Here is a 12,854-nt window from a genome sequence, read left to right on the forward strand (position 1 = left end):
GCGGATCGATTGTCCCGGAGAGCTGATCGATCCGTACGTGAGACAGGGCCCGGGCAACGCTGCCCGGACCCTGCGCTCACATCGAGGTGCTTGCTCTGGGACTCAGAGCTGGCCGCCGACGAAGACCGTGAGGTCCACGAGGCGGTTGGAGTAGCCCCACTCGTTGTCGTACCAGCCGAGGATCTTCACCGACTTGCCCTCCTGGACCATGGTCAGGGAGGAGTCGAAGGTGCAGGAGGCGGGGTCGCTGACGATGTCCGAGGAGACGATCGGGTCCTCGGTGTACACCAGCACGCCCTTGAGGTCGCCGTCGTCGGCAGCCTTCTTGAACGCGGCGTTGACCTCGTCCTTGGTGACCTCGCGCTGGAGCTCCACGACCAGGTCGGTGGCCGAGCCGGTCGGGACCGGGACACGCATCGCGATGCCGTCCAGCTTGCCCTTGAGCTGCGGGAGGACCAGGGCGGTGGCCTTGGCCGCACCCGTCGTGGTCGGGATGATGTTCTCGGCGGCGGCGCGGGCGCGGCGCAGGTCCTTGTGCGGGAAGTCCAGGATGCGCTGGTCGTTCGTGTAGGCGTGGACCGTCGTCATCAGGCCCTTGACGATGCCGAAGTTCTCGTCGAGCACCTTGGCCATCGGCGCCACACAGTTGGTGGTGCAGGAGGCGTTCGAGATGACGTGGTGGTTCGCCGGGTCGTACTTGTCGTGGTTGACGCCCATGACGATGGTGATGTCCTCGTCCTTGGCCGGAGCCGAGATGAGGACCTTCTTGGCGCCGCCGGCGATGTGCTTCTCGGCGTCGGCCTTCTTCGTGAAGATGCCGGTCGACTCGATGACGATGTCCACACCCAGCTCGCCCCACGGAATGTCGGCGGGGTTCCGCTCGGAGAGCACCTTGATGGTGCGGCCGTCCACCGTGATGGTGTTTTCGGTGTGGGACACCTCGGCCTTGAGGCGGCCCAGGATGGTGTCGTATTTCAGCAGGTGAGCGGTGGTCGCGGTGTCACCCAGGTCGTTGACAGCCACGATCTCGATGTCTGCACCCTGCTCCAGCAGCGCGCGGAAGTAGTTACGACCGATGCGGCCAAAGCCGTTGATGCCTACGCGGATCGTCACGAACCGATCTCCTCGTTAGGTACGCCGGTTTTCGACGCCGGCGAGTTGTATGGGATGTCCCCGACCGCCTACGACCCTACCTCCCTGAGACGGCTGGAGTGACATCGGTGACGCCCCATACGCGACAGGGCGGTCCGTACCCGTCAGTAGGGGTACGGACCGCCCTGGCACGAGGCCCGAAGAGGTGACCGACTACGTGCTGATCAGCTCTTCAGAGCCGCCAGCGCCTTGCCGAGCAGAGCCGTACGGTCGGCCGCCGCGCCGACGTGCTCCAGGCCGAAGCCGAGCAGCACGGTGTCACGCGTGGTGACCGCTCCGTACGTCTTGAAGAGCTCTCCGGCACGCCCCCAGTCCTGGACGACCGCGGGGCTGCCCGCGGGCGGACCGGGCACCTTCCAGGCCCCGAGCGAGGACTCGAAGCCCTCGATCTCGCCGGCCTTGCCGCCGATGACGACGGAGGCGTTGTCGGCGAGGACGCCGTGGCCACCGGTGCCGGGGTCACTGATGTAGCTCAGCGAAACCTCCACCGTCTTTCCGGCGTACGCGGAGAGATCGAAGTTGACCTCCTGCCAGCCCTCGGAGGCTCCGGTGAAGCTGTTCCAGGAGCCGCTCGTGCCGGTCGGGGTGCAGCCGGCCGAGCCCTGGGTCAGATACCTCTTGAGGGCGGGGTGCCCCTGGATGAGGTACCCGGCCTCGCACTCGGCGGGCACCGCGGTGCTGGTGGCGCCGCCCGCCTCCGGGAGCGTGGTCCAGTCGTCGGCCCCGGCCGTGTGCGCCTCGAGCACGGCGTGGTCGTAGCCCTGCTCGGTGTCCCAGAGGAGCCGTGTGCGCAGCGCGGGCGCGTCCGTGGCACTGACTCCGGTGAGGTCGATGGTGCGGGTGAGACGGTTCCAGGCGAAGTCGGAGTGGGTGACGGCCGCCATGGACGCGCCTTCGTACGGGCCGTACGGGTTGACGCTCCCGGGGTACTGGCCCGCGCCCGCGCTCGCGAACTGCGGGTACTTGTCCGCGGGCAGGGTGTCCGAGGTGACGCTGTACAACCCGGCCGCGTTCAGCGGATTGCCGGGCACGTCGCCGAGCGCGCCCTTGGTGCCCGCGAGCCGCCCGGCGCCCTCGAACGCCTTCACGCCCGGGCTCGTCGTACGCGAGTAGGCGCCGAGGTAGTACTGGCTGAAGTCGTTCGTCAACGCGCCCGGCAGCGCGACGTTGCCACCGGCCTGCTCGCCCGCCTCGATCAGCTTGCCGCCCTCGTTGAGGTAGCCGCGCAGCTGCAGCTGGGTGGCGGAGCCGGGACGTTCGGAGCCCGTGTAGTGGACGACCGTCTTGAAGTGGCCGAGGACGCCGAGCGCGTCCGGCACGCCCTGCGTGGCGACGTCCCAGACCAGCGGCTTGCGGCCGTTGGCCTTCAGGGCGTCGACGTAGCTCTGGGCCTGGGTCGCCGCGGCCCCCTCCTCGGCGACCACCAGCGTGTCGGCGCGCGGCCGTTCGGCGATCGTGTACGTGAAGTGCTCGCTGGCGGTGGGCTTTCCGCTTCTCGTCTCGCCGGTGAACCAGACCTCGACCTTGTCGCCCGGCTCGCCGTCCTGGACCGCTGCCCGGTACTCGTCGAAGTAGAGGTTGTCCTCGCCGCCGAAGGTCTCACCGCCGTCCCAGGCCTCCAGCGCCTGGTCCTGCGTACGGCCGCCGTTGACGCGGTACTTGAGCTCCTTGTCGCGTACGGACTTACAGGCAACCACGGAGATCTCCTGGTCGGCGCCGCGCGAGTACGACGTCGTGAAGGAGGCGGGGGTGAAGTCGGGCGCGTCGATACCGACCGTGGACTTCGGCTGGTCGGGCTTGGCGGCGGTCTCGGCCACGGAGAGCGCGAAGGGGACGTTCTTCGCGAACTCCTGCTGGATCAGCTTCTCGTCGTCCGGGAAGGTGAAGATCGACTCGCAGTCCGCCGCGTTCCAGGCGTCGTTCGGGTCGACGTTCGACGCGCTCTGGCAGGTCGACATCTCGGGCGTGAACATCGCCGTGCCGTTGACGTTGGACGCGTGGCCGTCGGCCTCGCCGTTGGTCGTGTAGAGCTCGGAGGAGACCTGCGGGCGGTAGCCGGGGATCGCCGGTTTCTCGGGCGTGCCGGCGAGGGACTTGTAGAGCACGTCGTCGGGGCTCGGGGTGGCCACCTGCCAGCCGACTCCGTAGAGGATCAGTTCGGCTGCGGAGTGGTAGTTGATGCCGTACTCGAAGCCGATGCGCTTCTCGAAGGCGTCCAGCGCCTTGGTCTCGGGCTCGGAGCCGGGCGCCGCGCCACGGTAGGTCTGGCTGGTCGGGTACGGGGACGAACCCTCGTCGTCGTAGCCCCACTTGTAGGCGAAGTTGCGGTTGAGGTCGACGCCGTCGCCGGTGGTCCAGGCGCCGTCACCGTTGATGTCCCGCATGTTCTTGCGCCACTGGCGGTCGCCGTCGGCCTTGAACGTCCAGTCGTAGCCGTCGGGGTTGGCGGAGAGCACGAACCATAGCTCGGTGGAGTTCACGAGCCTGGTGACGCGCTTGTCCTTGCCGTAGTTGTCCAGGTAATAGTGCATCAGACGCCGTGTCATCTCCGGCGTGATCCACTCACGTGCGTGCTGGTTGGACACGTACAGCACGGAGGGCTTGGCGCCGTCCTTGGTCTTCTTGGCGCCCTTGGTGAGCTTGAGGGCCAGGATGTCCTGGCCCTGGAGGGACTTGCCGATGGAGACGACCTTCGTGAGGGACGGATGCTGCTGTCCCGTCTTGACGATCTCCTCCTTGAGGTTGCCCTCTCCGCTGTACGGCCGGTAGACCCCGTCTCCCGCGGCCGACACACGCGCGCGTGCCTTCGCCGAGAGCTTGTGCTCGGTGAGGTCGACGCCCTTCTTCTCCAGTTGCCCGGCCTGCTTGTCGGTGAGGTACACCTCGACCGTGGCCGTGCCCTTCTCGGGTGCCTGTTCCCCCAGTTCGTGTCCGTCCTGGCCTGCCGCCAGGAGCAGGGGTACCTGCTCCTTGGTGACCTCGGCGCGGAAGACCTTGACCTCGTCCGCGCCCCGGTCGGGCGCACTGGCGTCGTCCGCGTGCGCCATGGGCGCCATGCCCGCTCCGCCCAGCAGGAGCGCGCCGGCAGCGAGGATCGATCTCGCTCTTCGTCTCATGAGCCCCCCTTGCAGTGGTTCGCCACAGCGGCGAACAGGTGCCAGGCTCATGACACATCGCGGCCAAGTCAAGAGGGCGTCAAGAACAGCGACACGCCGGTGCGGGCGCCCCAAATGGGCGCTTGCACCGGCGTGTTGAGGGTGTCGAGCGGTTCCGTGCCGTCAGCCCGCGAGGTTGTCGGCCATCTCCTCGGTGAGGTTCGACTCCGTCCCCGGGATGCCCAGGTCCTGGGCCCGCTTGTCGGCCATCGCCAGCAGGCGGCGGATGCGACCCGCGACGGCGTCCTTGGTCAGCGGCGGGTCGGCGAGCGCGCCCAGCTCCTCCAGCGAGGCCTGCTTGTGCTCCATGCGCAGCCGTCCGGCGGCGGCGAGGTGCTCCGGAACGTCCTCGCCGAGGATCTCCAACGCGCGCTGCACACGGGCTCCGGCGGCGACGGCGGCGCGCGCGGACCGGCGCAGGTTGGCGTCGTCGAAGTTGGCGAGGCGGTTGGCGGTGGCGCGCACCTCGCGCCGCATACGCCGCTCCTCCCAGGCGAGCACGGACTCATGGGCGCCGAGTCGGGTCAACAGGGCGCCGATGGCGTCACCGTCACGGACTACGACACGGTCCACGCCGCGCACTTCGCGGGCCTTCGCGGCGATCGACAGGCGGCGGGCCGCACCGACGAGCGCGAGCGCCGCCTCCGGGCCCGGGCAGGTCACCTCGAGGGAGGAGGAGCGGCCGGGCTCGGTCAGCGAACCATGTGCCAGGAACGCCCCGCGCCAGGCCGCCTCGGCGTCGCAGGTGGCCCCCGAGACCACCTGCGGCGGGAGACCCCGGATCGGGCGTCCACGGCCGTCGACGAGCCCGGTCTGGCGGGCCAGCTGGTCGCCGCCCGCGACGACGCGGACGACATAGCGCGAGCCGCGGCGCAGACCGCCGGGAGCCATCACGATCAGCTCGGAACTGTGACCGAAGATCTCCAGGATGTCCCGCTTGAGGCGGCGCGCCGCCATCGCGGTGTCCAGTTCCGCCTCGATCACGATGCGGCCGCTCACCAGGTGGAGGCCGCCGGCGAACCGCAGGATGGCGGAGACCTCCGCCTTTCTGCAGCAGGTCCGGGTGACGGGGAGCCGGGAGATCTCATCCTTCACCGCTGCCGTCATCGCCATGGGCCGATCCTTCCATGCATCCGAAAAATACGGTCGTACGCGGCGGCCAACAGCTCCGGATCGTGCCTCGAAGACCCGTCGGGCCGGGCCACAGGCGCCAGCTCGACCGCGGCCTCGAACCGCTGCGCGGCTTCGGTGAGTAAATCGCGGTCGGGCACGGCGGCCTCGTCGGCCAGCACCACGTCCAGGGCGAGTTTAGGGGCGTGTCGTGCCAAAACCTCCAAATGACGCTGCGGGGAGAAGCCCTCGGTTTCTCCGGGCTGCGGGGCGAGGTTCAAGGAGAGCACGCGGCGCGCCTTCGTCTCCGTGAGGGCGTCGCGCAGCTCGGGCACGAGCAGGTGCGGGATCACCGAGGAGAACCAGGAGCCGGGGCCGAGGACCACCCAGTCCGCGTCGAGGACCGCCGCGACGGCCTCGGGGACGGCGGGCGGGTCGTGCGGCAGGAGGTGCACGGACTGCACCTCACCGGGGGTGAGGGCGACGGTGGCCTGGCCGCGCACCGTGTCGATGTCGTCGGGCCGCGCCGGATCGTGCCCCTTGACGAGGGCCTGGAGCTCCAGAGGTACGGCGGACATGGGCAGCACCCGCCCCTGCGCGCCCAGGAGCTTGCCGACCAGGTCCAGGGCCTGGACGTGATCGCCCAGCTGCTCCCAGAGGGCGACAATCAGCAGATTGCCGACCGCGTGCTCGTGCAGGTCGCCCTTGGACTGGAAGCGGTACTGGATGACGCGGGCCCAGGTCTGGCCCCAGTCGTCGTCGCCGCACAGCGCGGCGAGGGCCTTGCGCAGGTCGCCGGGCGGCAGCACACCCAGCTCGTCGCGCAGGCGACCGCTGGACCCGCCGTCGTCCGCGACGGTGACGACCGCGGTGAGGGCACCCGTGATTCGGCGCAGGGCGGCGAGCGAGGCGGACAGGCCCATGCCCCCGCCGAGCGCCACGACCTTGGGCTGGGCGCCGCGGCGGCGCGGCTTGCCGCCGCGTGCCTCGGCAGGCTTGCCACCACGCCCCTCGGCGGTCACCCGGCGCAGCCTGCTCAGCCGCAGAGCAGCACGTCCGGTCATTCGCGGCCCATGTCCCGGTGGACGACGACCGTCTCCACACCCTCGGACACCAGGCGTGCGGCGAGCTTCTCCGACATGGCGACGGAGCGGTGCTTGCCGCCGGTGCAGCCGACCGCGATGGTCACGTAACGCTTGCCCTCGCGTCGGTATCCGGTCTGGACGAGGCGGAGCAGCTCGGCGTACCGGTCGAGGAACTCCTTGGCACCGGGCTGATTGAAGACGTACGCCGCGACCTCCTCGTTGAGGCCGGTGAACTGGCGCAGCTCCGGGACCCAGTGCGGGTTGGGCAGGAACCGCATGTCCACGACCAGGTCGGCGTCGACCGGCAGGCCGTACTTGAAGCCGAAGGACATGACGGTGGCCCGCAGCTCGGGCTCCTCCTCTCCGGCGAACTGGGCGTCCATCTTGGCGCGCAGCTCGTGCACGTTCAGGCTGGAGGTGTCGATCACCAGGTCGGCGTCGCCGCGCAGCTCACGCAGCAGCTGGCGTTCGGCGGCGATGCCGTCGACGATGCGGCCGTCGCCCTGGAGGGGGTGCGGCCGGCGTACGGACTCGAAGCGGCGCACCAGGGCGTCGTCCGAGGACTCCAGGAAAACGATCCTCCGTGTGACGTTCCTGGCCTCCAGGTCCGCGAGGGACTCGCGGAGGTTGTCGAAGAAGCGGCGGCCCCGGACGTCGACGACGACCGCGATCCTGGCGACATTGCCCTGGGACCGGGCGCCGAGCTCCACCATGGTGGGGATCAGCGCGGGCGGCAGGTTGTCGACGACGAACCAGCCGAGGTCCTCCAGACACTTGGCGGCGGTCGACCGGCCCGCGCCGGACATGCCGGAGATGATCACCAGCTCGGGGATGGCCGCCTCGGGGACCCCGGCCGTTTCGATGCCCGTACCCACCTGTGCTCCGTCTTCCTGGCCCGCTTCCTGGGGCGAGCGATCTTCGATCGTCTCCTGGTGCGGTTCTTCGTGCGTGTCGTGCTCGTTCATGGCTCCTGCCCCCGTCGCTTGTCCGAGGCGCCCGCGGATACGGGCTCCCCCGCGGAACCCGACGTCGTTCCGAGTGCCGCGTCTTCCTCGTCTTCCATGATCTCTCCAGTCGCCGTGTTCACGGCGGGTGCGGCCGGGGCTGCCTGGGCAAGGGCCACGGCGATCGCCTCGGCCGTCTTACGGCCTATGCCGGGAACCTCGCAGATCTGGTCGATGGTCGCGGATCGCAGCTTCTTCAGCGAACCGAAGTGCTTGATCAGCGTCTGTTTGCGCGTCTCGCCGAGGCCCGGCACGTCGTCCAAGGGGCTCGCCTTGAACCGCCTGGCCCGCTTGGTGCGCTGGTAGGTGATCGCGAAGCGGTGCGCCTCATCGCGTACACGCTGAAGAAGATAGAGCCCTTCGCTGGTGCGTGGCAGCACCACGGGGTCGTCCTCGCCGGGCAGCCAGACCTCTTCGAGGCGCTTGGCGAGGCCGCAGACGGCGATGTCGTCGATGCCCAGTTCGTCGAGGGCCCGGTGGGCCGCCGCGACCTGCGGCTGCCCGCCGTCGACGACGACCAGCTGCGGCGGGTACGCGAACCGCTTCGGCCGCCCGTCGTCCTCGGTGAGTCCGTTCTCCCCGTCCGTCCACTCGCCGGTCTTCTCCTTCTCGGAGAGATAGCGCTTGAAGCGGCGGGTGATCACCTCGTGCATGGACCGGACGTCGTCCTGTCCCTCGAAGCCCTTGATCTGGAAGCGGCGGTACTCGCTCTTGCGCTGGAGGCCGTCCTCGAAGACCACCATGGAGGCCACGACGTCGTCCCCCTGCAGGTGCGAGATGTCGTAGCACTCGATCCGCAGGGGCGCGCTGTCCAGGTCGAGGGCCTCGGCGATCTCCTCCAGGGCGCGCGAGCGCGTGGTCAGGTCGGAGGCACGCTTGGTCTTGTGCAGGCCCAGCGCCTGCAGGGCATTGCGCTGGACGGTCTCCATGAGGGCCTTCTTGTCGCCGCGCTGCGGGATGCGCAGCGACACGTTCGAGCCGCGCCGCTCCGTGAGCCACTCCTGGACGGGTTCCACCGGGTCGGGCAGCGCCGGGACGAGCACCTCCTTGGGAACGGAGTCGCCGGTCTCCTCCCCGTACAGCTGCTGGAGCGCGTGTTCGACGAGGTCCGCGGTCGTGACGGCCTCGACCTTGTCCGTCACCCAGCCGCGCTGACCGCGCACGCGTCCCCCGCGTACGTGGAAGATCTGCACGGCCGCTTCCAGCTCGTCCTCGGCGACCGCCATCAGGTCGGCGTCGGTCGCGTCGGCGAGCACCACCGCGTTCTTCTCCATGGCCTTCTTGAGGGCCTCGATGTCGTCGCGGAGGCGAGCCGCGCGCTCGTACTCCATCTCCTCGGCCGCGTCCGTCATCTGCCGCTCCAGGCGGCGGATGTACGTCCCCGTGCGGCCGGCCATGAAGTCGCAGAACTCGTCGGCGAGTTCACGGTGGTCCTCGGCGGAGATCCGCTCGACGCAGGGGGCCGAGCACTTGCCGATGTAGCCGAGCAGACAGGGGCGGCCGGTGCGCTCGGCGTTCTTGAAGACACCAGCGGAGCAGGTGCGGACGGGAAAGACGCGCAGCAGGAGGTCCACGGTGTCGCGGATCGCCCACGCGTGCGCGTACGGGCCGAAGTACCGTACGCCCTTGCGCTTGTGGCCGCGCATCACCTGCACGCGCGGGAACTGCTCGTTCATGGTGACGGCGAGGTACGGGTAGCTCTTGTCGTCGCGGTACTTGACGTTGAAACGGGGGTCGTACTCCTTGATCCAGGAGTACTCCAGCTGCAGCGCCTCGACCTCCGTGGACACCACCGTCCATTCCACCGACGCGGCCGTCGTGACCATGGAGCGCGTACGTGGGTGGAGGCCGGCCAGGTCCTGGAAGTAGTTCGCCAGGCGCTGGCGCAGGCTCTTCGCCTTTCCGACGTAGATCACCCTGCGGTGCTCGTCACGGAATTTGTAGACCCCCGGCGAGTCGGGGATCTGCCCTGGCTTGGGGCGGTAGCTGGACGGATCGGCCATGTCTCACACCCTACTGGCGAGGGGTGACAGCGCGGCGGCGTGGAGGCGGGACTCCGGCAAGGTGAAGACGGCGAGGACACGGCGGTGGATGCTCCGGTTGAGCATCAAGTGTTGTCCGGTCCTGATCAACACGCTTCAATGCGGGGTGACTCGGGGCCGTGAACGACGGCGCACGCATGTGGGCCTCTCCCGCGCGCCGGCCGGGTGCCCCTCCGAACAGCGTGAACGGCCCCGGCGGCCGTTGTGAGCATCCACAGAAAGGCCCCCCGCATGCGGCACGGCACACAGTACGCGGACGTCGCCACCGCCGAACTGGAGACGGCCCTGCATGGCGGGCCCTTCCATGTCGCCCTGCGCGCCGCGATCGCCGCGCGCGGACTGCCGCTGCAGCGCGTACAGCACCACCTGACGCGCTATGGGGTGAAGGTCGGTGTGACGAGCCTGAGCTACTGGCAGCAGGGCGCCCGGCGCCCTCAACGCCCCGAGTCGCTGCGGGCCGTGCGCGCCCTGGAGGAGATCCTCAAACTGCCGGACGAGTCGCTGATACGGCTGCTCGCCGAGGCCGACGACCGCTCCGGCCCGGAACGCTCCTCGGCCCGTTCGTACCGCTCCCTGGTGGAGGCCTCCGGCATCCTGGAGAAGCTGCTCGCCGAGCTGGGGACGACGCTCGACGGCGGACTGCACACCCTCGGCCACCACGAGTGCGTACGGATCGGGACGCGCAGGGAGCTGCTGGGGCGCGACTCGCACCACATCGTGCGCGCCCACAAGGACGGCATCGACCGCTATGTGGCCATCCACCACGGCGACCCGGGATGCGCGCCGGAGCGCATGACGGTGCACGCGCTGGAGAACTGCCACACGGGACGCGTGCGTTGGCACCATGACACCGGTGTACTCGTGGCGGAGCTGCTCTTCGACACGCGGCTGCGTACGGGCGACACCCATCTGTTCCGCTACGGCGTCGAGGACGGCACGGCCGGCGCGTCCAGCGAGTACGTCCGCGGCTTCCGCGTCTCGGGCGGGCAGTACGCGCTTCAGGTGCGGTTCGCCGAGGACACGCTGCCCGTGCGCTGTCACCGGTTCACGCAGCACTCGGCGGCGGCGCCGCGCAGTGGCCGTCAGGAGCTGACGCTGAGCGGCCGCCACCGGTCGGTGCACATGGTCGAGCCGCGGGTGCGGCCGGGGATCGTGGGGATCGGGTGGGACTGGGAGTGACCGCCTGAGGTCAGGTCCGGTCGGCCGGGGGTTTCTGTCCGGAGGCTTTGCGACGCCTCCGTTCAAACGCTTGCGTAAACGCTTACGCAAGCGTTTACGTTTCCCGTCCCATGGGGTACGGTCCCCTCCAGACGGCGCCCCACCGGGCGAGAGAAGGGGCACAGCGATGGCGACGATGGTCGACGTGGCCCGAAGCGCGGGCGTCTCCGTCGCGACGGTCTCGCACGTGCTCAACGACACCCGCCCGGTGCGGCCGGCCACCCGCCAGGCCGTGCTCGACGCCATCGACGAACTCGGCTACACGCCCAACACACTGGCCAGATCCCTGGTGACCGCGCGTACGCGGTCCATCGGGCTCGCGGTGTCGGCGGTCAGCAATCCCTACTTCACGGAGATCCTGCAAGGCGTGGAGGCCGGTGCCCTGGAGCACGGATACAGCCTGCTGATCGCGGACCCGCACGACGATCCGGCGCATGAGCGCAAAGTGGTCCAGCTGCTCCACGAGCGCCGGGTGGACGGCATGATCGTCGCGCCGTCGGCGCAGCCGGCCGAGCTCATCGGCTACCTCGGGCGCCAGCACGTGCCGACGGTCTTCCTGGACCGGCTGGTCGACGGTGGCGAGGTGCCGGGGTTCGAGTACGACCAGGTCTGCGCGGAGAACGCCGAGCCCGTCGCGCGCCTGGTCACCCACCTCGCCGAGCTGGGCCACAAGAGGATCGGCCTGGTCGGGGGCCTGCCGGGGCTGAGCACCACGAGCGAACGGATCTCCGGTTACCGGCACGGGCTCGCGGCCGCGGGGCTCCCGTACGACGAGCGTCTCGTGGTGTCCGGCAGCTCCGAGGCGGAGGGTGCCGAGCGGGCGACCGGCGAGCTGTTGTCCCTGCCGACGCGACCGACGGCGCTCGTCACGGCCAACAACACCATGACCATCGGGGCGCTGCGGGCGCTGCGCGAGAAGGACCTGTCCGTGCCCGGTGACATGGCCTTGTGCTGCTTCGACGACTTCTCCTGGGCGGACCTCTTCTCGCCCCGGCTCACCGCGATCTCCCAGCCCAGCAAGGACATCGGGGCCAGTGCCGTGCGGCTGCTCCTGGACCGGCTGGCCTCCCCCGGCCGTCCGGCCCGGACGCTCCGGCTGCCCTCCGCCTTCGTTCACCGCACCTCGTGCGGCTGCCCCGAGAAAGGACCCGACTCGTGATCGTCGTCGCCGGTGAGGCCCTGATCGACCTGGTGCCGAGAGAGGCGGGCGCGCTCGCGGGACTCGATCCGCGCCGCGGCGGCGGCCCGTACAACACGGCGGTCGCGCTCGGCCGCCTCGGCTCCCCGGCCGCCTTCTGCTCCCGGGTGTCGGACGACGCCTTCGGTGAGGCCCTGGTCGGCGGGCTGCGCGAGGCGGGTGTCGACGTGTCGTCCGTGCAGCGGGGATCGGAGCCGACGACCCTCGCGGTCGCCACGATCGACGCGGACGGCTCGGCCCGTTACTCGTTCTACGTCGAGGGCACGGCGGACCGGCTGTTCTCGGCACCGGACCACCTTCCGCACGGAACGAGTGCGGTGTCGTTCGGCACCTGTTCGCTCGTGCTCGAACCGGGCGCGAGCGCCTACGAGGAGCTGATGCGGGCCGCCTCCGCCCAGGGCGTGTTCACCGCGCTCGACCCGAACATCCGCACCGTGCTGATATCCGACGCGGACGCCTACCGGGCACGGTTCAAGAGCTGGCTGCCCTCGGTGTCGCTGCTCAAGCTGTCCCAGGAGGACGCGGACTGGCTCGGCGGCACCCCGCGCGAGTGGCTGGCGTCGGGGCCGTCGGCGGTCGTGGTCACACGGGGCGGGGACGGCCTGACGGTCTTCACACACGACGGCGCGGAGTACACGGTGCCGGGCGAGCGAGTCGACGTGGTGGACACGATCGGCGCGGGCGACACGGTGAACGCGGCGCTGCTGCACGGCCTCGCCGCACGTGACGCCCTGTCCCCGGCGGGACTGGCGGGCCTGGGTGCCGACGGCTGGACCGCGCTGCTGCGGTTCGCGGCGCGCGCGGCGGCGATCACCTGCTCACGGGCGGGCGCGGAGCCGCCGTACGCCTACGAGGTGGGCGACCTCCAGGCCCTGTGACGACCGGGCTGT

9 protein-coding genes are annotated in these 12,854 nt (G+C 70.0%); 3 read left to right on the plus strand and 6 right to left on the minus strand.

Annotation, left to right across the window (positions count from 1 at the left end; genetic code table 11):
- Positions 1 to 102: 102 nt before the first annotated feature.
- The 6 genes from gap to uvrC form a co-directional block, all read right to left on the minus strand.
- Positions 103 to 1,113, minus strand: coding sequence for a type I glyceraldehyde-3-phosphate dehydrogenase (gap, locus tag FE633_RS30470; protein WP_119105040.1), 1,011 nt, complete (start codon positions 1,111 to 1,113; stop codon positions 103 to 105).
- Positions 1,114 to 1,316: 203 nt separating this feature from the next.
- Positions 1,317 to 4,268 (minus strand): M14 family metallopeptidase, encoded by a 2,952-nt coding sequence (locus FE633_RS30475; protein WP_138048399.1) that lies wholly within the window; start codon positions 4,266 to 4,268, stop codon positions 1,317 to 1,319.
- A 162-nt stretch (positions 4,269 to 4,430) separates the two neighbouring features.
- On the minus strand, positions 4,431 to 5,420 hold the full coding sequence (gene whiA, locus FE633_RS30480) for a DNA-binding protein WhiA (RefSeq protein WP_138048400.1): 990 nt from the start codon (positions 5,418 to 5,420) through the stop codon (positions 4,431 to 4,433).
- Entirely contained in the window at positions 5,411 to 6,481 is a 1,071-nt protein-coding gene (locus FE633_RS30485) for a gluconeogenesis factor YvcK family protein (RefSeq protein WP_138048401.1), read from the minus strand. Before FE633_RS30485 ends, whiA begins: the two co-directional genes overlap by 10 nt.
- Positions 6,478 to 7,467: an RNase adapter RapZ gene (rapZ, locus tag FE633_RS30490; protein WP_138048402.1), complete on the minus strand. Its 990-nt coding sequence runs from the start codon at positions 7,465 to 7,467 to the stop codon at positions 6,478 to 6,480. Before rapZ ends, FE633_RS30485 begins: the two co-directional genes overlap by 4 nt.
- Complete coding sequence (uvrC, locus tag FE633_RS30495) at positions 7,464 to 9,509, minus strand: excinuclease ABC subunit UvrC (RefSeq protein ID WP_138048403.1); 2,046 nt, start codon at positions 9,507 to 9,509, stop codon at positions 7,464 to 7,466. The genes rapZ and uvrC overlap by 4 nt, the downstream gene beginning before the upstream one ends.
- A 270-nt stretch (positions 9,510 to 9,779) precedes the next feature.
- On the opposite strand from uvrC, the gene FE633_RS30500 reads away from it, so the two are divergent.
- The 3 genes from FE633_RS30500 (at position 9,780) to FE633_RS30510 (ending at position 12,842) form a co-directional block, all read left to right on the plus strand.
- Positions 9,780 to 10,727, plus strand: coding sequence for a hypothetical protein (locus FE633_RS30500; protein WP_138048404.1), 948 nt, complete (start codon positions 9,780 to 9,782; stop codon positions 10,725 to 10,727).
- Positions 10,728 to 10,893: 166 nt separating this feature from the next.
- A complete protein-coding gene (locus tag FE633_RS30505) occupies positions 10,894 to 11,925 on the plus strand; it encodes a LacI family DNA-binding transcriptional regulator (RefSeq protein ID WP_138048405.1) in 1,032 nt (343 codons plus the stop codon).
- The gene (locus tag FE633_RS30510) at positions 11,922 to 12,842 is read left to right on the plus strand and encodes a carbohydrate kinase family protein (RefSeq protein WP_138048406.1); all 921 of its coding nucleotides are present in this window, start codon (positions 11,922 to 11,924) and stop codon (positions 12,840 to 12,842) included. The genes FE633_RS30505 and FE633_RS30510 overlap by 4 nt, the downstream gene beginning before the upstream one ends.
- Positions 12,843 to 12,854 lie beyond the last annotated feature (12 nt).

It is taken from the genome of Streptomyces montanus (genome assembly GCF_005786655.1).
Lineage (GTDB): Bacteria > Actinomycetota > Actinomycetes > Streptomycetales > Streptomycetaceae > Streptomyces > Streptomyces sporangiiformans.

Excerpts from the sequence above, each read along its gene's own strand:
- FE633_RS30475 (WP_138048399.1), bottom strand. The coding sequence starts at position 4,268 with ATGAGACGAAGAGCGAGATCGATCCTCGCTGCCGGCGCGCTCCTGCTG.
- whiA (WP_138048400.1), bottom strand. The coding sequence starts at position 5,420 with ATGGCGATGACGGCAGCGGTGAAGGATGAGATCTCCCGGCTCCCCGTC.
- FE633_RS30485 (WP_138048401.1), bottom strand. The coding sequence starts at position 6,481 with ATGACCGGACGTGCTGCTCTGCGGCTGAGCAGGCTGCGCCGGGTGACC.
- rapZ (WP_138048402.1), bottom strand. The coding sequence starts at position 7,467 with ATGAACGAGCACGACACGCACGAAGAACCGCACCAGGAGACGATCGAA.
- uvrC (WP_138048403.1), bottom strand. The coding sequence starts at position 9,509 with ATGGCCGATCCGTCCAGCTACCGCCCCAAGCCAGGGCAGATCCCCGAC.
- FE633_RS30500 (WP_138048404.1), top strand. The coding sequence starts at position 9,780 with ATGCGGCACGGCACACAGTACGCGGACGTCGCCACCGCCGAACTGGAG.
- FE633_RS30505 (WP_138048405.1), top strand. The coding sequence starts at position 10,894 with ATGGCGACGATGGTCGACGTGGCCCGAAGCGCGGGCGTCTCCGTCGCG.